Source organism: Phycisphaerae bacterium (genome assembly GCA_035384605.1).
Taxonomy (GTDB): Bacteria; Planctomycetota; Phycisphaerae; order UBA1845; family PWPN01; genus JAUCQB01.
On record DAOOIV010000085.1, the window covers coordinates 1 to 24,239 of the forward strand.

General features: G+C 61.7%; 19 protein-coding genes. 14 read left to right on the forward strand and 5 right to left on the reverse strand.

What is annotated here, in order from left to right; translation table 11 throughout:
• The 4 genes from PLL20_16175 to PLL20_16190 form a co-directional block, all read left to right on the forward strand.
• Positions 1–391: lipopolysaccharide kinase InaA family protein (locus PLL20_16175; protein ID HPD31529.1), on the forward strand; the 391-nt coding region annotated here is incomplete at its 5' end.
• Positions 388–1,569 carry a glycosyltransferase family 4 protein gene (locus PLL20_16180; protein ID HPD31530.1) on the forward strand — a complete coding sequence of 394 codons (1,182 nt, stop codon included), beginning with the start codon at positions 388–390 and terminating at the stop codon, positions 1,567–1,569. The genes PLL20_16175 and PLL20_16180, both read left to right, overlap by 4 nt.
• 58 nt (positions 1,570–1,627) lie before the next feature.
• Positions 1,628–2,335 (forward strand): glycerol-3-phosphate 1-O-acyltransferase PlsY, encoded by a 708-nt coding sequence (plsY, locus tag PLL20_16185; protein HPD31531.1) that lies wholly within the window; start codon positions 1,628–1,630, stop codon positions 2,333–2,335.
• A 96-nt stretch (positions 2,336–2,431) separates the two neighbouring features.
• Positions 2,432–3,724 (forward strand): peptidylprolyl isomerase, encoded by a 1,293-nt coding sequence (locus tag PLL20_16190; GenBank protein ID HPD31532.1) that lies wholly within the window; start codon positions 2,432–2,434, stop codon positions 3,722–3,724.
• A 149-nt stretch (positions 3,725–3,873) separates the two neighbouring features.
• On the opposite strand, the gene PLL20_16195 is transcribed toward PLL20_16190, so the two are convergent.
• Positions 3,874–5,814 carry a carboxypeptidase regulatory-like domain-containing protein gene (locus tag PLL20_16195; protein ID HPD31533.1) on the reverse strand — a complete coding sequence of 647 codons (1,941 nt, stop codon included), beginning with the start codon at positions 5,812–5,814 and terminating at the stop codon, positions 3,874–3,876.
• Positions 5,815–6,127: 313 nt separating this feature from the next.
• On the reverse strand, positions 6,128–6,727 hold the full coding sequence (locus tag PLL20_16200; protein ID HPD31534.1) for a glycerol-3-phosphate responsive antiterminator: 600 nt from the start codon (positions 6,725–6,727) through the stop codon (positions 6,128–6,130).
• A gap of 345 nt (positions 6,728–7,072) precedes the next feature.
• On the opposite strand from PLL20_16200, the gene PLL20_16205 reads away from it, so the two are divergent.
• The 6 genes from PLL20_16205 to PLL20_16230 all read left to right on the forward strand — a co-directional run bounded on the left by PLL20_16205 (position 7,073) and on the right by PLL20_16230 (position 14,690).
• A complete protein-coding gene (locus tag PLL20_16205) occupies positions 7,073–8,014 on the forward strand; it encodes a glycerophosphodiester phosphodiesterase family protein (GenBank protein ID HPD31535.1) in 942 nt (313 codons plus the stop codon).
• Positions 8,011–9,402 (forward strand): sn-glycerol-1-phosphate dehydrogenase, encoded by a 1,392-nt coding sequence (locus PLL20_16210; GenBank protein ID HPD31536.1) that lies wholly within the window; start codon positions 8,011–8,013, stop codon positions 9,400–9,402. Before PLL20_16205 ends, PLL20_16210 begins: the two co-directional genes overlap by 4 nt.
• A 12-nt stretch (positions 9,403–9,414) precedes the next feature.
• Entirely contained in the window at positions 9,415–10,761 is a 1,347-nt protein-coding gene (locus PLL20_16215; GenBank protein ID HPD31537.1) for an MFS transporter, read from the forward strand.
• Positions 10,762–10,832: 71 nt separating this feature from the next.
• Complete coding sequence (locus PLL20_16220; GenBank protein ID HPD31538.1) at positions 10,833–11,630, forward strand: HAD-IIA family hydrolase; 798 nt, start codon at positions 10,833–10,835, stop codon at positions 11,628–11,630.
• Positions 11,631–11,814: 184 nt separating this feature from the next.
• A complete protein-coding gene (locus PLL20_16225) occupies positions 11,815–13,338 on the forward strand; it encodes a glycerol-3-phosphate dehydrogenase/oxidase (protein HPD31539.1) in 1,524 nt (507 codons plus the stop codon).
• Positions 13,335–14,690, forward strand: a complete 1,356-nt coding sequence (locus PLL20_16230; GenBank protein HPD31540.1) for an MFS transporter — start codon at positions 13,335–13,337, stop codon at positions 14,688–14,690. The genes PLL20_16225 and PLL20_16230 overlap by 4 nt, the downstream gene beginning before the upstream one ends.
• Positions 14,691–14,723: 33 nt before the next feature.
• Here PLL20_16230 and PLL20_16235 read toward each other — a convergent pair whose 3' ends face one another.
• A complete protein-coding gene (locus PLL20_16235) occupies positions 14,724–16,424 on the reverse strand; it encodes a hypothetical protein (GenBank protein ID HPD31541.1) in 1,701 nt (566 codons plus the stop codon).
• A 255-nt stretch (positions 16,425–16,679) separates the two neighbouring features.
• On the opposite strand from PLL20_16235, the gene PLL20_16240 reads away from it, so the two are divergent.
• Positions 16,680–17,888, forward strand: a complete 1,209-nt coding sequence (locus PLL20_16240) for a Gfo/Idh/MocA family oxidoreductase (GenBank protein ID HPD31542.1) — start codon at positions 16,680–16,682, stop codon at positions 17,886–17,888.
• A gap of 415 nt (positions 17,889–18,303) precedes the next feature.
• The gene (locus tag PLL20_16245; protein ID HPD31543.1) at positions 18,304–19,152 is read left to right on the forward strand and encodes a sugar phosphate isomerase/epimerase family protein; all 849 of its coding nucleotides are present in this window, start codon (positions 18,304–18,306) and stop codon (positions 19,150–19,152) included.
• Between the two features lie 225 nt (positions 19,153–19,377).
• On the opposite strand, the gene PLL20_16250 is transcribed toward PLL20_16245, so the two are convergent.
• Entirely contained in the window at positions 19,378–20,112 is a 735-nt protein-coding gene (locus PLL20_16250) for a DUF2817 domain-containing protein (GenBank protein ID HPD31544.1), read from the reverse strand.
• A 228-nt stretch (positions 20,113–20,340) separates the two neighbouring features.
• Here PLL20_16250 and PLL20_16255 point away from each other — a divergent pair, with 228 nt between their 5' ends.
• Complete coding sequence (locus tag PLL20_16255) at positions 20,341–21,822, forward strand: metallophosphoesterase (protein HPD31545.1); 1,482 nt, start codon at positions 20,341–20,343, stop codon at positions 21,820–21,822.
• 473 nt (positions 21,823–22,295) lie between these two features.
• Here PLL20_16255 and PLL20_16260 read toward each other — a convergent pair whose 3' ends face one another.
• Positions 22,296–23,060: a sugar phosphate isomerase/epimerase family protein gene (locus PLL20_16260; GenBank protein HPD31546.1), complete on the reverse strand. Its 765-nt coding sequence runs from the start codon at positions 23,058–23,060 to the stop codon at positions 22,296–22,298.
• Between the two features lie 126 nt (positions 23,061–23,186).
• Between PLL20_16260 and PLL20_16265 the strand changes: the two genes are divergently transcribed.
• On the forward strand, positions 23,187–24,131 hold the full coding sequence (locus PLL20_16265; protein HPD31547.1) for a hypothetical protein: 945 nt from the start codon (positions 23,187–23,189) through the stop codon (positions 24,129–24,131).
• Positions 24,132–24,239 lie beyond the last annotated feature (108 nt).

The window sequence follows — 24,239 nt, forward strand, 5'->3', positions numbered from 1 at the left end:
CCGTCTTGCTAGGTTCGTGGCCGAGTTTCATCGGGCCGGTTTCGTTCATCGCGATCTTTACCTGTCACACGTTTTCCTGGAGCCGCAGATCGGCAAGCCGGGCGAATCGCAGTGTGAGGGCTATCGGCTGATCGATCTCCAACGGGTCTTCCGACCCAGATGGCGGCTTTGCAGGTGGGTGGTGAAGGATCTGGCGGCTCTGCACTACTCCACGCCGGCCGACTGTGTGACGACCACCGAGCGATTGCGTTTTCTGGCCCGATATGTCCGGTGTTGCACCCGGTTTGGCTCTGCCCGGCGACTGGCCGCGAAGGTGCACGCCAAGACGAGGAACATGCTTGGTCGCCGCCGCAAAGTCGTCGCGGCTGAAAGCAGTGGGCCAGGTCGATGAACGTGGCGCTGGTCATAGAACGAATTGAGGCCTGGCGGGGCGGCGCTGAGACCTCGACCGTTCAGTTCGCGCGTCATCTCGGGAGCATAGGCTGCAACGTCACCGTTGTAACGATGACCGATGTCCCTTCCACGCCGGCGATGAGCATCGTCCCGATCAAGGTCGGCGCAGGCTGGCGGGCGGCCCGAACCTGGCGGTTTGTGCGCGGGGCGGCGAAGTATTTTCGCACGCATCAATTCGATATCGTTCATGCCATCGCCCCTTGTCCGTTCGCCGACGTATACCAGCCCCGTGGGGGCACCGTTCCGGAAATGCTGTCTCGGAATCTGGCGCTGAGGCCTTCGGCGGTCAAGCGCGGGCTCAAGTGGGTGGGCCAGCGCGCGGATCTCAAGTACCGGCTGCTGGCCGGACTGGAAAAACGCCTGTTGACCCGTCGCCCGGCACCATGGGTGATCGCCATCTCGCAGTACGTGAGCAACCAGCTCAAACGGCATTACGGCTTCGATGCCGCACGCATTCGTCTGATCTTCAACGGCGTCGATCCGGATACGTCGCCGGCTCACGAGCGACGGAGACACCGCATCGAGATCCGCCGGCAGTTCGGACTGGCCGACGACGACCTGGTTCTGCTGGCGGTCGCCCACAACTTTAGACTTAAGGGCGTGGACAAGATGATCCAGGCGATGGCGGACGGCCGGGTTCGCGAGCTCGGTAATGTATTCGCGATCATTGTGGGGCGGGACAATCCGAAGAACCTGGTCGAGCGGGCCGCCGCAACGGGTCTGGCCGATCGTGTTTTCTTTGCCGGTCCGTCGCAACGAGTGAGTGCCTTCTTTCATGCGGCCGATGTCCTGGTTCATCCGACGTATTACGATCCCTGCAGCCGAGTGGTGCTCGAAGCGATGGCGGCGGGTTTGCCGGTCATCACCACCAGGTACAATGGCGCGGCTGAGCGCATCACGGATGGCCGCGAGGGTTATGTGATCGATTGTCCCACGGACTTGGCCGCGCTGGCCGATCGAATTGCCCGCCTGGCGGACGCCGACCATCGACGTCACTGTGCCCAGGCGGCGCCGGCTGCGGTTGAGCAGTTCACAGTGGCCCGCCATGCGACCGAAGTGATGAGGCTCTACGAGGAAGTGTTGCGAGATCGTAATTCACGCGTGACCGACCGCTGAGGTGCGTGCCTACATTGTGACGAGAGCGGCGGCGTGGACGTGCGGGAGACCTGCGTTGATGCACGTAATTGAGAGTGGATGGTGGCCTGTGGCCGGGCTGATACTGCTGAGTTACCTCTGCGGGGCGGTTCCGTTCGGCTTGTTAGTCGGTCGGCTTAAAGGGGTGGACGTTCGAACCAAGGGTAGCTGCAACATCGGGGCCACGAACGTGGGCCGGGTCTTGGGACGGCCTTATGGGATCTTGGTCTTTGTGCTTGATGGGCTTAAAGGTTTCCTGCCTGTAACCTTGGGCCGGTTGCTGCTTTTTGGTGCCGCTGCCGACAGCCGGCTGGCCGGCCCGGGTTACCTGCCGTATTTACTATGGGTGCTGGCGGCGGTGGCCTGCGTCCTGGGACATATGTTTCCTGTCTATCTCAAGTTCAAAGGCGGCAAGGGCGTAGCCACCTCGCTGGGCGTGGGGCTGGGAATCTACCCGTACTACACCCTGGCAGGTCTGGCGGCCTTGACGCTGTGGGCGGTTGTTTTGTGGGTCGGCCGCTATGTCTCCCTTTCCTCGATTGTGGCCGTTACTGCCTTCCCGGTCATTTTTGCCTTGCTGGCGATATTGAACCGCGACCGATGGGGGGGGTTCTCGGTCCTTTGGCCGCTCCAGGTCTTTGGTATTGTGATTGCCGCCTTGGTGGTTTATCGTCATCGGTCTAACATTGGGCGGCTTCTGGCCGGGACCGAGCCCAAAATCGGAGGCTCACCCCACCGCCGGGAGTGACCGACAAATAGGCAGATAGGAGCGGCCTCCGCAAGGGGGCCATAGCCGGCCACGCCCGACGCTGAATCCGCCGGGCATGCTGGGAGGATATGTGTGATGGCAGCAGGTTCCGTGCCGAGTGGAAAGCTCATAGTCTTTGCCCTGAGTGCCTTGCTGATGTGGCCCCCGATAGGCTGCTCGGAGCAGGCGGGGGGGGTTGAGAAACCACCCGTGACCACAACCCCAGCCAGTCAACCAGCCTCTGAGCGAGTGCTGATTCGCATCGGCGACAAAGCGGTCGTCACGCAGGCTGACGTGGAGGAAATCCTCCGCACTACGCCTCCCGAGAGACGCAGGGGATCCGCATACAAGGCCCTTGGAACGGCACTGACCAACAAGCTGTTCCTGGTCTATCTGGATGAACATCCGGATCTGGTCACGCAGGAGGATATTGACCGGGAGATTGACAAGGATCTCAAGATCGCCAAGGCGAAAACCACCGAAGAGATGAAGATGATCCTTCAATCATCCGGCGTCAGTTGGGACGAGTACCTCAGGCAGCTCAGGATTCGTCTGGGACAAGGCAAGCTGTCGAAAATCGGTGCCGCGAGGGTGAAGGACGACGAGTATCTTCGGCAGATATACGATGAGCACCCCGACTACTACGACGACACACGGGTCAAATTGCGGCACATCGTTTTCGCTTCGCCTCTGACGGCCACCCCCGAGCAAAAGAAGGCCACGCGAGAGGCTCTCGAGAGATTGCGAGAGGAAATCGTGTCCGGCAAGAAGACCTGGGATGAAGCCGTCAAGCTCAGCAACGACAACACTCGTACAAAGGGTGGCCTGTTGGGCACGCTGCCCAGGTACATGCGGCTGAATGAGGTGCTGATAAGCGCCGCCTGGGCTTTGGAGCCGGGACAGATCTCCAACGTTGTGGAGAGCGGCATCGGCTATCACATCATACAGGTTCTCGAGCGGGTTCCTGGACGTCGCCCCTTTGATGACCCTCACACGAAGTTCCAGATTCGGGCCGTGATGCAATCCCGACCATTGGCCGAGGCAATGGAAGAGGTCAAGCGGAAGTACCCGATTATCGGTGTTCAGCCGATGGATCTGGCTTCGATTATGGCGCTTCCTGAGCCTCCCGCCGCCCCGACGGCAAGTCAACCGACGAGGTCGAGCACCCGCCCGGCAGGGGGAACCGCATCCAGGCCGGCAACTCGTCCCGCGACCGCCCGTCCGGTCACCCGTCCAGCCGGATTCCGAGCCGCCACCTCGCCGGCGGCTGCTCGCCCAAGCACGCGTTCGGCTCCTCCCCGTCCGGCGGTGCCCCGGACGACCGCTCCGCAGGGACTTCCCGGGGGCGTGCCTGGCGCAAGCCCGGTCTCGCAACCGTCCGGGTCATAGCGATGTCGTCGGCAAGTGTACGGTGGAACGTGTTGCGGTTCTCCCGGCCCGGCGAGCGACTGATCACGTTCCCCTCAGTTGTCCCGTTCCGACCCTGAGCAGGATGCCTGCCGGTGGAGCCTGCGTCTCGACCGCTTGCGATCCAGCGATCAGTTCCTGATAAGCTTCTTGACCTGCTCCGTGGTTTCTGGGCCGACGATGTGCTGAGCCAGCATCCGCCCATCGGGGCCGATCAGACAAGTGTAAGGAATGCCCAAGCCCTCAAGCATCTCAAAGGTCTTCTCCGCCCCGGACTCGGGTCCCCACACCTGCGGCCAGTCGATGTTCCTCTTCGAGACCGCCGCCTTGAAGTCTTTCTCATTGCCGTCCAGGCTCACCCCGATGAGAATGAAGCTCGGTTCGTTTTTCATGGCCTCATGCAGGGCCTTGATGTGCGGCATTTCTCTCTGACACGGCCCGCACCAGCTCGCCCAGAAATCCAGGAAGACATACTTGCCTTTGAGCTCTGAAAGCTTGTACTTCGTCCCATCGACTCCCACAAGCGTGAAATCCGGGACGGCCTGGCCCACACCAATCTTGTCCTCCTGCGGTCCTGGGCCGCCCGTGACTGCCGGCGGTGTTGTCTCTTCCAGGACAATCCGGTAGTCCGTCTTGCCCGCAGCCATCGTCTGGCGTATCGGTCCGCCGAACCCGGATTTGACGATCGTGAAGATCAGATCGCCTTCCGGGACGCTCTTGAACGAGAACCGGCCTTGCTCGTCGGTCACGGCCCGCATGCCGATGGTTTGGTATCCTTTCCATTCCTCCAGGACAACCCATGCCTGTTCGATGGGCTTGTCATCCGGACCAACCACCGTGCCGGCGACGGTTCCTCCGGTGGTCAGCCTGGCATTGAGCGTGCCGGTTTGGCCTGCATTGAGCGAGATCTCCTGGACGTCCGGCGCATGGTCGGGGTGCTGGAAGGTCATGGTGATGAGTCCCGCCGGCAGCCCTTGTAGTTCGTATTCCCCATCCAGATCGGTCCAGGTCACGGGCATGTCAGCGAGGTTTTTCCGTCCGGCGGTCACTCGCACGCCTGCAAGCGGCTCGTTCTTGTCATTGGTGATCTTTCCTCGCACTCTGGCGCCGATCCGCACGATGATTTTGTGTCGGCTCGGTCGGGTCGTTGCCGGCCTCGTTTCGGTCGCGGGTTGCGAAGCGGCCAGATCGATTCGCTCGTCAAAGCCGGACATCCGGACGTAGCGATCTCCATTGAGTCGCAGACGGATTTCCTCGACGTTCTCCCCGATGCCCCTCAGTGTCGCCCGGCCTTGGGCATCTGTTATGGTTTCGATCGAGCTTTTGGTCGATTCGATCCAGCCCTCGATCAGCACCTTGTCGGCCGGGTCGCCGTCGCCGGTGATGACAAGCAACTCGACAGGATGTTCCGCCGCCAGCTCAACGTCCTGCACAGAGTCTTGTCTGTCGATGTTCAGGATCGTTTGAAAGGTGGCGAAGCCGTCGGCGATGACCTTGAGGTATGCCCTTCCGCGTACAATGCCCGTGAGCGTGTACTTGCCGTTCGCGTCGGTCCGAGCGGAGGTGTCACGGCCGCCGCTCGCCCCCAGAACCTTCGCGTTCGCAACGGGCTTGCCGCTCGACTTGGCCCGCACGACGCCGCTGATCGTTCCGGCCCCCTGAAGGGCGGCATCCACGAACGGCGGATTCTCGGGATCGGTCGGGTCCACCTCTTGGACGAACTCCTGATAACCGTCCATGCGGATGCGGACGAGCACGTTTTCATCGATCCGCTTGGGCAGGCGGATGCGAATTTCGCCGCCCTTGCCGGACTTGCCCTCCGCAATCGGCGGATCGCCCGGCTTGGCATTCAGGGCCTCAACGCGGATTTGTGCTCCGGTGATGCCGCCTCCGTAGTAGTTCAGGACCAGACCTTCGATCACCTGCCCGCCGGATGTCTCATCCGCCGGAGCCGACTTCGCCTGCTCGCTTTCTGCTTCGGCGCCGTCGTTCATTTGACCCGTTACCGGGCCGACAATCAGCATGGCGGCCGCCACGGCCCACAGGACGATTCTTGCACGCTCGCATGTCATCGTGTCTTGCTCCCTGAACGAGGAGAACCACAATCCTGCGGCGCGGCCGCACAACGGTCGCTCGCGGTCGTGCGGATGAGCAACTTTTCATGCCGCCCTTGGCTCATCGAGCACGAAAGGTGCGCAGTCCCGCGCCTGAGCAGCCCGCTCTTGCGGCCCCGCTGTATTATACATTCGCATGCTGAGAGAGGGAGATGAATAGGCGCCGCAACGGCAAACCGGACGCCGTCACTGTGTCGCAGAGCCCTTCGAGCAAACCCTGACCCTGCGACGGTTCGAGCCAAGAACCAGCCGGCGGTTCTCGTACACATTCTCAAGACGTTGAGCGGTTGAGTTGCCATAGGTCGGCCGTACTCGTGCTCACTGCGTCACACCCGGCGTCTATGAGGCGGCGGGCCAGGTCGGCAGTGCGGATGAGGCCGCCGGCGATCCGCGGCATGGGGACGTTGGCGAATTGCGGGAGGACCTCGAGGGCGGCCACGCCGGGGACGAGTTCGATGAGGTCGGGTTCTGATTGCTCGACGATGTGCAAGCCGCGATCGACCGCTCGTCCGTCCTGGAGGAACAGCAGCAGGATGGAGGCCAGATCCTGCTTTCGGGCCGCGGCCACCATGTGGGGGCGGACGGTGATGATCCCGTCGATCTGGCCGAGGCCGGCCAGGTACCGGAGGCCGGCGTCGTCACTGCTCAGGCCGGCCAGCAAGTCGATGTGCAGCATGATGGGCAAGTGGGCCAAAGGTCCCTTTTTGAGCCAGCCGAGGATGTCGGCCAGATCGGCCAGCTCGCAGCCCTGGAGGAACAGGAGGCTGGCCTCGGCCACCAGGGCCGTGTCGGCATTGGCCTGGGAGACGACGGGGATGATCGGTCGTGTCAGCCATTGCCGGATGTCGTCTGAACGGTTGTTCTTCTTCATGGTCTTGCTCTGACTCTTGACAGGAGGCCGCTCGGCCCGGAATCCTTTCCGGGCCTTCTGTCGTTGCAGAGTTTCGTTCCGCTCAGTGCCGATGAGAACGGCAATCCTCGAACCGAAAGGCCCCAGAATGGATTCTGGGGCCAGCGGCGAACGGATTCTGGGCCCAGCGGCCTCGCTCCGATTCTTGACAGGGGCACCGCCAGCCGATACACTACTCATAACACTGGGTTCACGCCAGCGTTAATCGCATTGAGGGCCAGAGAATAAAGAGAAAGGCCCCTGCGAGCTTCGAGCTTTCGCAGGGGCTTTTTTGCGCGCGCCTGGTGTCCGGTTGAGGGTCGACCCATGAATTGCTTCGAGATGGCAGCCAGTTTCTGTGGTGGGGCCCGTCGTCTGGTCGGGCGAGGTTTTTCGGCCGTGGTTTTGTTGGCATGGACGACCGGGTGTTCATTGCCTGGCGACGGCATCAACCAGACTTCGGGCTCATGCCCACCGGAGTTCATCATCCAGTCGCATCGCGGTGCAGGAAAGCTGGCCCCTGAGAACACCATGCAGGCGTTTGAACTGGCGTGGCGGCTCGGCACAGTGCCGGAAGCTGATGTCCGGACGACCAAGGACGGCGTGGTTGTGGCATTCCACGATGCCACTCTCGATCGGTTGGTCAGCGATCTCCCACCCGAGTTCCAAGGCAAGGGAACGAGAGACCTGACCTGGTCGGAGCTGTCCAAATTGCGAATTGGTCCGCAAGGACAACCGATTCCTCGGATCCTGGAGGTGCTGGATGCCATAAGGGGCCGCCCCGAGCGATGGTTGTATCTCGACGTCAAGGAGGTGCCGCTCGAGCGCCTGGCTGAGATGGTCTCTGAGCGAGGGGTGGCATCGCAGGTGATCTTGGCGTCAACGAAGTACGAGGAGACCCGGCGGTGGAAGGAATTGCTGCCTCGGTCACAGACGCTGCTGTGGATGGGCGGGAGCGAGGCCGGGCTGAGCCGGCGGCTGAAGGAAGTCAAGGCGGCGGATTTCATCGGTGTGACCCAGCTTCAGATCCACGTGAAGGTAGGTAACCTGGCATCAGAGGACACCTTTCAGCCGTCCGCTGCGTTCCTGCGAGCAATCGGAGAGGAACTCAAAGCACGCCGTATTCTGTTCCAGGTCTTCTGCCCGGGCGGCTGTGACGCGGCCGGGTATGAGCGATTGTTGCAGCTTGGCGTCCAGTCGTTGGCCACGGATGACCCGGAGGCGGCACTGGAGGCCGTCCGCAACCACAAGAAACGGAGCAAGAAATGAGCTGCGAGCAGCGAGCACAGGTTGCTTGTGAAGAGCGATTTGCCGAGCGGGTCGAACGTGCGCTCCGCACGGCCTCGGATACGCGCGAGGTGCAGATTGGCGAAGGCGTGATTGCTCTGACGGCCGAGGTCTTTCGCCGGCAGTTTCCCGAGTCAGCAGCGGTAGTCGTCGCCGACCGCAACACATTGCGTGCGGCCGGACACCGCGTGTTGGGTTTGTGTCGTCAAGCCGGTCTGCCTGTAACGGAGCCCGTCGTCTTCGAAGACCCGGATTTGCACGCCGATTATCGTCACGTGGAGCGACTACAGAGCTTCCTGAACGGCGGCGGTGCGGTGCCGATTGCGGTCGGTTCGGGCACAATCAACGATCTGGTCAAGCTGGCGGCCCATCTCTGCGGCAGGCCGTACATGGTTGTGGCGACCGCCGCCTCGATGGACGGATTCACGGCGTCGGGAGCGTCGATTACCCGACACGGCTTGAAGGAGACATTCTTCTGTCCAGCTCCGCGAGCAGTGATCGCAGATCTGGACATCGTATCCGAGGCGCCCGGCGAGCTGAATGCGGCCGGCTACGCGGATCTTGCGGCGAAGACCACGGCCGGGGCGGATTGGATTCTGGCCGATGCATTGGGTATTGAGGCCATCGAGCCTGGGGCGTGGGATCTCGTGCAAAGATGCCTTCGCCAGTGGCTCATGAACCCGGAGGCGATTCAAAAGGGGAATCGTATCGCGATCCGAGGGTTGTTGGAGGGCCTGCTGATGACCGGCCTCGCGATGCAGCATTGCCGGTCCAGCCGCCCGGCCTCAGGTGCCGAGCATCAGTTCAGCCACCTCTGGGATATGGAGCACCATCGACATGCAGGCACAGTCCCGCTGCATGGGCACAAGGTCGGCATAGGAACGCTGGCGGTGACAATGTTATACGAGGAGTTGCTTCGATACCCGCTTCAACTGATGGATCCGCAGCGGATTTGCGACCGCCAACCCGACCTGGAGTCGGTTCGCCGGCAGGTAAGGCAGACGCACACGCTGCCCGAGTTGCGGGATGTTTCGCTCCGGGAAGTCGAGGCCAAGCATCCTGATCGAAAACAGTTGCTGGCGCTACTACAGCGATTGCGGGAGGTGTGGCCGGACCTGCGAGAGCGACTGCGCGATCAACTGATTCCTTCTCGGGTCTTGTGCCGAATGTTGCAGCAGGCGGGGGCCCCGTGCCGGCCGGAGGCAATCGGCATCGACCTGCCGCGGTTGCGGCGCAGCTATCTTGCGGCACAGCAAATACGCCGTAGGTTTACCGTGCTGGATCTGGCGACTCTGACGGGGCTTCTGCCTGAATGCTTGGAGCGGCTCTTCGCCCGAGGCGGGGCATGGGAGCAATTGGGACACGAATAGCGGGATCGGGTGATGCTGAGGCAAATCACAACACTGTTGCGGCCTGCTCCCCAGATCGATCGCATTCGGGACGCCGCCAAGGTCGAGCGCCAATACGCTTATTGGCGACAGAGAGTTCTCTACGCGAGCCTGATTGGCTACGCGGTCTTTTATCTGGTGCGCAAGAACCTGCCCGTCGCGATGCCGGTCATGCAGGAAGCGATGGGCGCGACCAAGGCCGATCTCGGCCTGTTCCTGACGCTGCACGGCATCCTCTACGGCGTATCCAAATTCGCCAACGGATTTCTGGGTGATCGGACAAACCCTCGATGGTTCATGGCTCTGGGGCTGCTGCTCTCGGCGATGATGAACATTTTCTGCGGGTTCACTGGAGTGGCTCTGACCTTCGGTGTCTTCTGGGTGATGAACGGGTGGTTTCAGGGCATGGGCTTTCCGCCCTGTGCGCGGAGCCTCACGCAATGGTTCTCGCCCGCCGAACGGGGCACGAAGTTCGCTTTGTGGAACACGTCGCATTCGATCGGAGCGGCCGCGGCCCTTGGGCTCTGCAGCCTGCTGGTCACTCACGACTGGCGGTTGTGCTTCCTGGTTCCGGCGGTGGTCGCGGTGGCAGGGGCGGTTTTCCTCGTCGATCGGCTGCGCGACTCGCCGCAGTCGCTCGGTCTGCCTTCCATCGAGGCATACTGGGACATGCACGAGGGCGGCTTTGGGCAAAATGTCATCGCGGATAGCGACGCCATGGCCTTTCGCGAATTCGTCATTCACCGGGTGTTGCTTAACCCGATGATCTGGGTCGTGAGCCTCGCCAATTTCTTCGTGTACACGCTGCGGTACGCGCTTCTCGATTGGGGCCCGACCATGCTCTCGGAGATGAAAGGGATCCACGTGAGCAAGGCCGGCTGGAGCGTGGCGGCGTATGAATTGGCCGGTGTGGCGGGCATGCTGCTCAGCGGGTGGATGACCGACAGGGTCTTCCGGGGACGAGCCGGCCGTGCATGTGCCGTCTGGATGGGTTTGTGCGGCGTGTGCGTGTGGTTGTTCTGGCGATCGCCTTCGCAGTCGCCGTTGGTGTACAGTGCGTTGTTGTGTGCGGCGGGTTTCTTCATCTATGGTCCGCAATGTCTGGTCGGCGTGATTGCAGCCAACCTGGCATCCCGGCGTGCGGCGGCGACGGCCATCGGGTTGACCGGCCTGCTGGGTTATCTGAGCACGGTGCTTTCCGGTTGGGGACTGGGGCGAATCGCCGACAGGGCCGGATGGGGCCCGGTGTTCGTGGTCCTGCTGGCGTCGGCGGTTATCGCGGCCCTGTTGTTCGTGTTGTGCTGGAACGCGGTTGCCATTGAGCACGTGGAGAAGTCGTGAGCGAACTACTGAGCAAACATGGCGCGTTGTCCAAGGCGAACCTTCAGACCATTCGACACCTGGCCCTGGACATGGATGGCACCATCTACAAGGGCGGCACGTTGTTCGATTTCACGCCGGCTTTTCTGGCTAGGCTGGGCGATCTGGGGATCGGTCACACCTTCCTGACCAACAATGCCTCGCGAAGTGTGAGCGATTACGTTGCCCATCTGCGCGAGATGGGCATCGACGCTGGGGCCGACCAAATCTACACCTCGTCTTTGTGTACGACTGACTACCTGCGCAACCACCTGCCGGATGTGCGTCGAGTCTTTGTTCTCGGAACGCCCAGTCTTCAGCGGGAGTTCGCAGATGCGGGTTATCAGGTGCTCGATGCGGATGACCAGCCTGACGCGGTGATCGTGAGCATCGATACCGGTCTGGCTTACCGCAGGTTGTGCAAGGCGGCGTGGTGGATCAAGCAGGGCAAGCCGTTCATCGCCACGCATCCGGACCGCGTGTGCCCGACGGATCAGCCGACCGTGCTGGTGGATTGTGGGGCGGTGTGTGCGTGTCTGACCGCGGCGACAGGCGTTAAGCCGCTGGCTGTTCTGGGCAAGCCCGATCCGGCGATGCTCACCGGTATCCTGGCTCGGCACTCGCTGCAGCCGTCGCAACTGGCGATGGTCGGCGACCGGCTCTATACGGATATGGTGATGGCCCATCGCGCGGGCGCGTTGGGCATACTGGTTCTAACGGGTGAGGCAACAGAGACTGATGTCACGGCCTGTTCCGAACGGCCGGACCTGGTGGTTCCGAGCCTCAGGGAACTGGGGGAATTGCTGTCCGCGGCACACGGGGGCAAGAAGGATAAACGAGCGAGACCATGAGCGACGAACTGGGGAGAGGATCGCCCGGCCCGGAATCCGCTCGGCCCGGAATCCGCTCGGCCCGGAATCCGCTCGGCCCGGAATCCTTTCCGGGCCGCCCCGTGCGGAAGGCCCCAGAAAGGATTCTGGGGCCAGCGGACACGCGAGAATTGCCGGTCGAGGTACACAGGGGCAAGAAGGATAAATGAGCGAGATGATGAGCGAAGAACGGGTGAAGACTGTCAGTGAATTGGTGAGCGAGCCGCTGGACGTACTGGTTGTCGGCGGCGGCATCGTGGGAACCGGCATCGCCCGCGACGCGGCCATGCGCGGCCTGCGCGTCGGGCTGGTCGAGCAACACGATTTCGCCTTCGGTACCTCCAGCCGGTCCAGCCGACTGCTTCACGGCGGGTTGCGCTACCTGGCCCAGGGGCGGATCGGCCTGGTGCGCGAAGCGAGCATCGAAAAGCGCATCGTGCATGCCCTTGCCCCCCACATCTGCCAGCCGTTGGCCTTCGTGCTGCCGACGTATCGGGGAATGCCGTGGGCACCGTGGGCCCTGTGGAAGCTGCGGATCGGCGTGCGGATCTACGACTGGCTTTGCGGCGGGCGTAACTTCGGTAATTCAAGCAGCATGAAACCCGGGCAAGTTGTTGACTATCTCCCGGGCGTCAATGATCGCAACCTGACCGGCGCGGTCCGCTACTTCGACGGGCTCACGAACGACGCTCGGTTGACCATCGACACATTGCGATCGGCCGCCAAGGCCGGCGCGAAGGTCCTCAACTACTGCAAGCTGGAAACGGCCAGGCATGAATCCGGCAAGTGGCATTGCCGGCTCGAAGATCGCGTCAGCGGCGACGAAGTCAGCATCATCAGCCGCTGCGTGGTCAACGCCACAGGCCCGTGGGGGGGCCAGTTCAAGCAGAGCACCATCCCGTTGCGGCTGACCAAGGGGATTCACCTGGTGGTGGAGCGGTTCCGCCTGCCCATTCCCGATGCCGTCGTTATGACCGAGGGCAAGCGGATCCTGTTTGCCATCCCCTGGGGCGAGCGGGTGATTCTGGGCACGACCGACACAGACTACGATGGCTCGCTCGACGAGGTTTTCGCTGATCCGGACGATGTCAGCTACGTGCTTGGCGTGGTTAATGAGGCGTTTCCGCGAGCATCGCTGACCACTGAGGATATTGTCAGCACGTGGGCCGGTCTGAGGCCGCTGATCGCCGATCCGAACGGCCGACCCTCGGATATCTCCCGCTCGCATGAAATTCGCATGTCCGAGCCGGGCTGGTACAATGTCGCCGGTGGCAAATTGACAACCTATCGGCTGATGGCCGAGCAGACGGTGGATCAGATCGTCAGGTACCTCGGGCGCGGTCGTGTACCCTGCAACACCGCTGCGACGCCGCTTCTGGAGCCGCTGGAAGTCGAGAACCTCAGCGGGATCGTGCCACCACCCGTGTCCGCCCGCGCGGTCGAGCATTACTGCCGCCGCGAATGGGCGATTCATCTTGACGACGTCATGATCCGGCGGGCCGGCTGGCATTACTACCGGCGTCAGGCCGAGGGTATCGCCGACCAGGTGGTTCGCTGGATGGCCGAGACACTCGGCTGGGACGCGGCCCGGCAGGCGGCCGAAATCCAGCAGTATCGCCGGCAGGTCGGTCGGTCCAGCCCTGCCGGGGCGGATCGGCGCCTTCCGGTTGAGACAGGTGTGCGCGCATGATCATTTCAATCTGGCGACGATTCTTTGCTCCCGCCCCGCACATTCCGCGACTGCCGGACGACCAGGTGCGCCGAGTGTACCCCTATTACCGCTGGCGGGTCATGGAAGCCACGTACATCGGCTATGCGACGTATTACCTGGTGCGAAACAACATCAACGTGGTCACCAAGGACATGGAGACGGCCCTTGGCTACGACGACTCGATGTTGGGCAGCCTCCTGGCGATCAATGCGATCGCCTATGGGCTTGGTAAGTTCGTGATGGGTGCTCTCTCCGACCGCAGCAACCCGCGGGTATTCATGGGCGTGGGGCTTCTTCTGACGGCTTTCTGCAACTTCGCCTTTGGCAGTGTTGCCAGCTACCCGGTCCATTTGTTCCTCTGGGCGACTAACGGACTTTTTCAAGGCATGGGCTGGCCGCCGTGCGGTCGAAGCATGGGCCACTGGTTCAGCGAGAAGGAACGCGGCCTGACCTTCAGCATCTGGAACACCGCTCACAATGTTGGTGGCGGAGTCGCCGGGGTCATTGCCGGCTACGCGCTCCATTACTGCGGTGGCTGGCAGTTTGCGTTCTTCATTCCGGGGGTCTTGGCCACGATCGGAGGTCTCTATGTCCTCTTTCGACTGTGTGACACGCCGCAATCGGTTGGGCTGCCGCCGATCGAGGAGTACCGGCAGGACTATCCCAACGGGGCCCGCCCGGGGCTTGATGCCGAACGGGAACTGACCACCCGCGAGCTGCTCGTCGACATGGTGTTCACGAACAAGTACATCTGGATTCTGGCGGCGGCCAACTTCTTCGCCTACGTGACGCGCTACAGCATGCTTGATTGGGGGCCGAAGTATCTCCGCGAGATCAAAGGGGCCACCGAGATCGGAGGCGGTGTCGGCACCATGTTCCTCGAATTCGGGGGCATTCCGTCGACGATTATCCTCGGCTGGGTTTCGGACCTTCTCAAGGGTCGGCGCGGCATGGTGGCCGTCCTGTGTCTGGCCCCCATCATTGTGGCCTTCACCGTCATCATGTTCACGCCGGCGGGCTATCTCTGGCTGGACATGGCCATGCTCACGCTTATCGGCTTCCTCATTTACCCGGTGATCAATCTGATCGTGATCCAGGCGCTGGATTTGACCTCAAAAAAGGCCATCGGCACGGCCGCGGGCTTCATTGGCTTGATGGGTTACTTCGGCAAGGCAACGCAGGCCAAAGGCTTCGGATGGATCCTGTATCACCTCAAACCGGTCTACGGCCAGGAAACCGCCTGGATGGCGGTCATGGCAGCTATTCTGCTCTGTACCGCCATCGGCGTTGTCCTGCTGTCCTTTACCTGGCGACTCAAGCCGAGGGCATAGGATCTGCTTGTTGTCTCGGCGGTTCTTCCGCTGCTACTCCGCTTTGAGCCGGACGAGCTGACGGTAACCGGTGATCTCGCCGCCGTCGTCGTGGATGATATCGAATTCCTCGTTGGCATCGAGAGACTTGAAAACCTCTTCCAGGACCGCCCTTCGGAGCCGGTAGTAGCGCTGCGAGGCCTCGTTCTTGCCGTCGGCGTCCATCTCGCGAACCCACCACAGATCCCAGGCGTTTTTGCGGTTGGTGGGCGATTCGAGGGCAATGACGTAGCCGTACGGGACGACGATCGCCTTGTCGAGTGTCGGCCGGGCGGTCCGGATTGACGGGCGCGGTTTGGCGGCCATGTGCTTTTTCAGCGAGCGGGTCAGATCGAGCTGTTCCGGGAAGGGCATGTGATGGTCGTGGTCGCTGGTCCAGTACCAGATGTACCGGGCCCCCATGTCGTAAGCCATTTCGATGGCCAGGGGACTGATCTTCGGGTCCGCCTGGCCGTAGATGCTCGTGCCCCAGTCCTTGTTGAAATGCCGTGCGGCTCCGCGCAGGAACGCATAGTAGTATCGGTACATCTGCTCCGCGGTCATCGGGCGGTCGATGCCCGTCGAGGCCTTCAGGTTATCATTGAACTCTCCAAGCTGGTAGCGTCCCTCATGGACGATCCCGGCCGTACCCCCGGCAAGCTGATAGAAAGCGGTTTCGTAGCGCGTCTCCCATGAGGCGAAATCAGGCTGGCTAAGTCGCATGTCCCCGAAATTGACCCCCTTACGCAGGGTCGATTCGTAGTGGTACATCACCTGTTCCGCCTCAGCCCGCACTCGCTTGGTGATCAGGGCGGTCGCGTCGGTGGCGAAGTGCAGCAGGTTGATGACCTCCTTGTCCCCGGTCATGATGCAGGTCGGCTCGTCGATGAACATGGCCGGGCCCAGCATGTTGCTGCGGTATAAGTCCGTCGGGTACTGAATGCTTGCTTCGGCCCGGTAGAAGACCGGCTGCGCACGGAGCCATTCCAAAATCCCCGGCACGAGCGCGAAATAGTTGTGGCCGGCCTCGATCATGGCGACGTAGTCTTCCTGGGTCCATGGGATGTACGTGTAGTCTCGACGCTCGGGGTGCTGCGGCAGGCGATGGCCTTCCTTGTCCTTGAAGGTACGGCCCGTGCCGATGAGCAGCTCAGGATCGAGATTGAGCACCGTCACCTTCTCCCACGCGGGCAGATCCTTCTTCGAGACGCTGCGAAGGCTTAGCACATGGCCGAGGTACTCGCACGTGTTGGGCAGCCCTCGCTGACGACCGGTTCCCCGCGCCGCGTGGGGGATGAAGTGGCGAGCGAAGTCGCCCCAGCTTGGCAGCAGGGCCTTGCCGGTGTGGACGTTGCGGTACTCAATCGTTTCGTCGATCGCCGGAACGCGGAGGATGTACTTGTCAAACACCGGCGGCTTGCTCGGCTCCGACAGCGGGTTCTCCGAGGTGACTGCTCGAAGCTGCATCAGCGGCGGGGTGTCCGCCCCGTCTTTTGCGTGGATATCGATCTGCCACAAACATGGCCCAGACTGCGGCTTCTCGGCCACACAGATATCGACGACCTCAAACGGCGGGGCCTTGTGGGCATTGGCGGTGAGCACGCGGTACCGGCCGCATTGCGCCGTGCTTGTTTCAGCGGACAAGGCAGTGGTGCTTGAGAACAGCACGGCCGACAAGGTCAGGGACCACCGGAATGCGGAAGAAGATCGGTTCATGTATGTTGCTCCTGCGACCTGGGGTTCCGACGGAAGGATATCGATGAAAGGCAACTTGAGCAAGGATCGCGCTCAGCGAATCGCGCCCTGAGGCAAACGTTGGGCAAAGCCCGACCGCGTTTTCCATTCATCATTCCGCAATTCCTCATTCATCATTCGCCTGCCCCCTTGGCCTCTCCATGGCCCCCGGTTAGAATGCCCGGTCCTAGTGGGTGATGAGCGAAATTCACGTTGCCGAGCGATTGGAGGCGAATCATGTCCGAGCATATCGAGATGACCAGAATGGGACGGCGCGGCTTCCTGGCAGGAACGGCCGCGACGGCGTTCACCGTCGTGAGCCCCTCGCTGGTGCGAGGAGCGGAAACCAACTCGAAGATCGAGCTGGGCCTGATCGGTTGCGGCGGCCGTGGCGGATGGATCGCCGACCTGTTTGCCAAACACGGCGGGTACAAGCTCGTCGCCTGCGCCGATTACTATCAGGATCGCGTCGACGCGTTGGGCGAGAAGTTCGGCATCGACCCGGGAAGGCGTCACGCGGGCCTGTCGGGATACAAGAAACTTCTCGAAGGCAAGCTCGACGCGGTGGTCATCGAGACGCCGCCGTATTTCCATCCCGAGCAGGCGGCCGACGCGGTCGACGCCGGCAAGCACGTGTTCATCGCCAAGCCGATCGCCGTCGACGTGCCGGGCTGCCTGTCGATCGGCGAGTCCGGCAAGAAAGCCACGGCCAAGAAGCTCGTCTTCCTGGTCGACTTCCAGACGCGAGCCAACGAGTTTTACCGCGAGGCCGCTCAGCAGGTACACGACGGCGTCATCGGAAAGCTCGTCTGCGGCGAGGCCCGCTACCCCTGGGCCGGCGGGGTCATGCCGGCTCCCAAAGACAAGCAAGACCGACTGCGCCTCTGGTATTGCGAGAAAGCCCTGTCGGGCGATTACATCGTCGAACAGAACATCCACACGCTTGACGTGGCCACATGGTTCATCAACGCCGACCCGGTCAAGGCGGTCGGAGCGGCCGCCAGCAAAGGCCTGCGGACCTACGGCAACATCAAGGATTGCTACTCGGTGACCTTCTGGTTCCCGGACGACGTTCTGCTCAACTTCATGTCGGTGCAGTGCGTTCCCGGGGTACCCGATTCGATTCACTGCCGTATCTACGGCAAGGACGGCGTGGTGGATACCGACTACTACAGCCATGTCTGGATCAGAGGCAAAACCCCTTATAAGGGCGGGGAGTTCAAGGGCCTCTACCAGGAAGGGGCCGTGGTCAACATCAAGGAATTCCACCAATTCGTCACCGAGGGCAACTACGCAAACCCGACCGTGGCCCCATCGGTTCGCAGCAACCTGACCTGCGTTCTCGGCCGCATGGCGGGAGAAAAGGCCGGCCAGGTCGTAACCTGGGACGAGATGATCAAGGCCAACGAGAAGTTGGAGTTCGACCTGAGCGGCTTCAAGAGCTGAATTGCCTCCGACGTTGCGTGCCGCAACACCGGGCAATTGAGAATTGCGAGTTGAGAATTGCGGATGTCAGATTCGAGCTTTCAGATTTGAGATCCGAGATTCCAGGCTTGAGATTGCAGATCTGAGATCTCAGACTGCCGGCCCCGGAATCCGTTCCGGGGCCTTCTGGGCCGCGGATTCCTATCCTCATTCTCACCGAATGCGGAAAGGATTCCGCCACCAGAGGCGGCCCGGAAGGGATTCCGGGCCGAGCGGCCAGGGGGGCGGTTGGGAAGGGATTCCGGGCTGAGCGGAACGGATTCCACAGAGAGAGGAGGTCCGGAGAGGATTCCGGGCCGAGCGGGATGGCGAGTTTCAGGAATGCCGCCTGCCGGGATCACGAGGGAGCATACGGCGGTGCTCGGAGGAATAGATCATGATCGAATTGGGAATGCACGTTGATAACTGGCGACACCAGGATGCCCCGTATACGGTTCCGTGCGAGTTTGCCAAGAAGCACGGGATGAAGTACATCGAGTTCGGCAGCATTTGGGGCGACTATTTCGTCCAGGCCCTGGGTTACAACCCGCACATTCCGCTGCACACGGATCCGCTGCGGCTCAAAAAGTACGTCGACTCGATGGGCCTGAAGGTTTCGCAGATCGATGCCGCCTACCCCGTTTCCTTGCCCGAGGGGTTGTATCGCGGCATTCCTTACACCATCGAAGCGATCAAGTTCGCGCGGTCGCTAGGGGCCCAATTCGTCGACACCACCGACGGCGCGACCAAGCCGCAGGGCTTGTCCGACGACGAAGTGTTTGACCTGATGAAGCACTATTACAGGATCGTGCTCCAATGGGCCGAAAGCCACGAGGTCATCGTCAACGTCGAGCCGCACGGCCCCTATACCAACAACGCCGACTTCATGGAGCGGCTGTTCACCGAGTTTGACACGCCGCTTTTGCGAATGAACTTCGACACCGGCAACAACTTTATCGCGGGCAACGACCCCGTGGCTTTCCTCAAGCGGTTCCGCCACAAGGTCTCGCACTGCCACATCAAGGACGTGAGCGAATCGCTGGCAAAGGCTGTTCGCGGCGAGGAGACGGGCATCTCGACGTCGGTGGTCGCCATTGGCGAGGGCGTCAACGCCGATAATATCGCCGGCTGCATCGAGTTGCTCAAGAGCACGAAGTGGAGCGGCGTGCTGAGCATCGAATGCGAGGCCGCCCCCGGCAAGGTCGAGCAGAGCCTCGATTGGCTGAGGAAGCAGATTGCCAAGTAAGTAGTTGTCAGTGTTCAGTTGTCAGTGATCAGTCGAAGAATCGCATCGGCGGCTCTACTCCGGACTGACAACTGAGAACTCCGATCCGGCCGGGTGCGCTATCTCGTTTTCGAGGTGGGGTAGCGATGAGGGCATTGATCAACACGGACGCCCGAATACCGTTCCCGTTTTGCGCTGGTAAGGGGGTCAATCAGCTTCCGGAAAGCCGACCGGCCGCGTGAGCTGCTACCAGCGCATCCAGAACACGTCGCCCGCGGTCGCTGTCCTGTTGTCTTCGAAGGTAATCGCCGCCAGGAGCATGTCGCGGTAGCGATTCCAGAGTTCCGCTTCGGGCAGACGGTGGGCAAAACGACGCAGTTCGATGGTGATGATGGGCCGGTGCAGGATCATCCCCACGTAAGACCCCAGCGAACCCGGCAACCCGCCGAGACGCCGGACCGGTAAATCCGAGCAAGCAGCCATCGCTCTCGCCAGCGCTTCTCCCGGTCCGTCATAGTCGATGCACGCCAGGGTCTCATGGATGGTAATGACGCGGCAGGGTTGGTGTATGTGCAGCAGGTCGTGAAGAATCTGGGATTCCGGCTCCGACAGCGGATGCTGCCCCGAGTGCCGGTCGGGCTTCCAGTTGCCGACGGGGAAATTGCGGTTGAGATCCACGTTGCGAGCGTTGAATCGACTGTGCCGAACCATGCCGTCGGGGTTGAGCGCGGGGATCAGAATGACCTGCCGCCCGTCCAGAAGATCAAGCCGTTCGGCGAGGTAATCCGCCAGGCGGCGAATCAGCGGAGTGCCCGATGGCTCGTTGCCGTGGATCGTGCCGATGAACAGCGTGACGTCCGGTCCGTCGCCGAGAATACGGCATTCAATGGGCCGGTCCTCGACCGACCAGCCGATGATCCTGTACTGCGGATCGCGCACTTCGCTCGGAATCGGCAAACCAGCAGGTTCTGGCGGCTCCATCTGCTTTCCGGTCGGACAGCATCCGGTCGCCGACAAGATCAACGCCGCGCAGAAAGCCGGAATAACACGAGACCACGGCCAAGCCGTTCGATAGTTCGCTGTGTCTATGTATGTCGGCACGATCAAGGAACTCCATTCCAGCATGCTTTCCCCACGGGACTTGGCGCATTCTACTTTGGACCGGCGACGGGGTGGTAGGGGCACGGCCATGCGCCTAACATAGTATCCGTGAAGTACCTGAAACTGGCTCTGGTCTTGTTGCTCTCAGCCCCTTTGGTCGGTACTTCGTGCGGAACGGACAACCCGCTGTTGTTGCCTTCCCAAGACAGTCCGGACGGCGATCAGACCGCCGGACTGGTGCTGGTGGCTCGGCTCGTGCACGTCACCGACACTCATGTGGTCGACCCGCTTTCCCCCGCTCGCTTTCCCGGGGCTCACGAGTTTACGCTCAGCGCATGGCGACCTTGGGAAAGCTATTCGACACAAATCCTTGATGGCATCGTGCGGACCGCAAACCGCATCCACGCATCCGGCACGACCGTGGATTTCCTCATTCACACAGGCGACGCCTGCGACAATGCCCAGTCGAACGAATTGAGATGGTTCCTCGATGTGATGGACGGCCGCGAGGTGAATCCTCTGTCCGGGCCCGATGATCGCCCCGTCGAGAGTCGCCCGCCGACGGTTTTGGACCCGTACGCGACGTTCCGACCGGAGGGCCTCTACCGATCCGGTGTGCACGGGAACCTGCCCTCGATACCCTGGTATTGCCTGATCGGTAATCACGACCGATTTGCCACGGGTCTCTTGCCGATTGTTTCTCTTCCCGGCGGGCGCAGGGTCGCACCATTGCCGTTCTTCGATCGCCCCGGTCTCCTTTTGCCGACCGTATTTGATCCCACGGGCCGGCTGGCTCATGGCAACGTCACGCCGGCCGAGCCCGGCCCGCCGCGATTGTTCGAGCCGCCCGTGTTCGTGGCTCCAAACCCGGATCGAGCCTATTTCAACCGGAACGAGTTTATTGGTGCAATGTTCGGCAGTGACTCCGAACCCGCCGGGCATGGCTTCGAGACTGCGGACGGCAGGGGATACTACAGCATTTCGCCGGCCCCGGGGCTAAGGCTGATCGGATTGAACACCAGTGATCAACCTGCGCCGCTGCCGACGGGCATTTATGAGGCCGGCTGCATCTCGGACGAGCAATCAGAGTTCCTTCGTCGCGAACTGGCGAGTGCCGCGGAACGCGGCGAGCGGGTCATCGTTGCCTCGCATCATCCCAGTCACACCCTGGAGGTACTGCATGGGTCGGCTCTCGGTCCGGAGCGATTCCGTGCCTTGCTGAACGACCATCCCAACGTGATTCTTCACCTGGCCGGGCACTTGCATCGCAACCGCGTGGCCGACCGAGGCGGCTACATCGAGATAGAGACGTGCAGCACGCTCGACCCGCCGCAGGAGGCTCGCGTCGTCGAACTCTGGCGTGATCCGGTCGACGACTCGCTGCTCATCAGGTACTACATGTTCTCACATCTAAACGATGAGCTGCCGCCGCTGGGCGAAGACCCTCTACGCGGACTCCGCGAGCAGGCCTGGCAACTCGCCGAAGGCTACAGGCGGGGTGTACTGCGGCAGGCGGCGACGAACGACCTGGTATCCGATCCGCTCGGTACGATGGAAGACCGTCAAGGCTGGATCCGCCTGGACCATTGATAACAGGTCACCTGTGGCGCTTCTGTGAATCTGAAATCTCAGATTTGTGATTTGAAATCCCCGACCGACAACGGCCCATCGTGGCGATTCTGTGAGACTTCGTGTGTTACTATTCTCTTCTCTCCCTTTGCGTCCACTCTTTCTGTCGGAGAGTGCCGACGGGGGCGTCGGCACCACAGTGGGGCCGGTGCCCTCACCGGCCCAGGCGGCCAAGGCCGGTCGATCACAGGACTGCTGCCGAACGTGCCGCATGGCGGATGAGGACCTTGGCGGGAATCCGTGCTGACGGGGGTAGGTGTTTAGCGTGCTGGGGTCTGGCTCTTTTTGCCCAAATGCGGTTCGCCGTGCAATCTGGAGTGGTTGGCTCAGTCATGCGGGGACTCGGCGGCAGGAAGAAGATGGCAAATAGTGCCTGACCCGCTGTCTTGCGCGCTAAACACGTGCCGACGGGGGCGTCGGCACCACTTAGAGACTCAGGTGAGCACCCCGATTCTCCGCAGGTAGGCGGCCGAGTCGGCAATGTATTCGAGTTGCTCGGCCTCGTTCCGGTCCACGCCCTGTGTGCCCTCAAGCTCCATGGTGTAGGGACCCTTGAAGCCCCGATCGCCGAGCATCTTGAAGATGACCGGGAAATCGACCACGCCCGTCCCGAGAACCGGGAAGGTCCACTCTTCGAACCCGCCCGGCGTGTCCTTGAGGTGAACCGAGGCCACGTAGTCGATGACTTTGATCAGTTCGCCTACGGCCGTCCGATTCCGGTTGTAGAAATAGATGTTAGCCGTATCGAAGTTGATCCGCACGTTCGGATGGTTGACGGCCTTCATCGTCTCCAGACCCACATCGCCGTTGGTCACCAGGTCAGGGTGCGTCTCGACGCCCACGGTCACGCCGAAAGACCGGGCCAGATCGCCGATCGCGCGCATCCGCTGCCACACCACGGATCTGTCCGTCTCGCCCGCTTTGAGGCTCAGAAACAAGACTTTCGCTCCCAGGGCGGCGCAGGCCTCAAACTGAGGCTTGAGCACCTCGGCCGCGTTCGGCTCCTTGATATCCGCCTTGCCCTGCAGCGAGGTGGCCGTCAGGTCGTGGTCAGCCAGCCGCCTCTTCACGGCCGGCAGCTCTTCCGGCGACGGGGCGGGTATCTCGACGTTCCGAATGCCGATCTCCGGCAGGTGCGTCCACGCGCGATCCTGATAGTTCCCGTAACTGGCCAGCCGGCAGGCGATGATGTTCGGCATGAGGCAACTCCGTTTTATGGCTGTTGCTAATCTCTGATCGGGAGTGTACCATCACCCCCGTAAACGTCCAGAGTCTGGCGGTTCAGGCGGACCCTGCCCGGGGACTCAGTACAAGACAGGGGCTTCATGATGTCCGGGACCGTCCGGCAAGTTCATTCGATCAGGCTTGATGCCGATGGACGCATCGATCAGGATATCTCATGCCTGGAGTGCGACTACGACTTGCGCACGCTCAGGTACGATGGTACTTGCCCGGAGTGCGGAACGAAGGTCCGTGACGCCATCCTTGGGGATCTCCTGCATTATGCAGATGCGGGCTGGATGCGCCGGTTATCCTTGGGGTCGAAGATCGTATGGTGGTGGCTGTCCGGCACCGTGCTTGTCTTTCTCATTTTGCTGTGTGCCATCGTGATTACATCTCTGCTCGGTTTTGACCAAGAGCAGCAGGAGACAGCAGACCCGAACTCCAGCATGGCAAGTCTGCCGGTCTCGATCGGCGTTGCGCTCCTCCTTTTCGGATGGCTGCTGGCGCCATCCGTGGGTGTTTGGCTCCTGACAACGCCGGAACCGCGATCACCCTTTTCTTCGGGGGACCCATGGTTGAGGCGTGCCTTGCGTTACGGCTTCGGCAGTATCTGCGTCCTGGCCGTCTTGGCTGATTTCCTGCTGCGTCGTGCAGGCCACATAGGTGGACATGACCCCGAGTGGTCTTTCACGCCACTTTACTGCGTGAATGGCCTTCTTCTGATGTCTTACCTTGCTCACCTGGGCAAGCGGCTGCCCGACCGGTCGCTTAGAATTCTCGCTGCCCTGACAGTCGTGGGCTTCGTGGCATATGCACTACTCCAGCTCGTCAGTCTTCTTCTGTCGATTGGCGGAGTGGCGGCCGGCGCTCGACTGAACCTCTCCGCTGCAATTCCGATTGTCGGAGGAATTGTCGCGTTCGTGTCCATAGGGCTTCTGCATCGTTTCGCGAAGGGGTTGTCCGGGGCTGCTGAGTGCGCCGCCCGATTCACCTGGCCGCCACGGGAACCGAAGAAAACCGAAGAGCGATCAGCCGTGGAGCAGTAGCGGGGGTTCCTGGCATGTCACCATGGTTGCCACTTCTGTCACCGGTGGCTGATAGCTGATAATCATCTAGCAAGCCTCCGAGAGGTATGCTGTTGGTTCGTGTTCAGG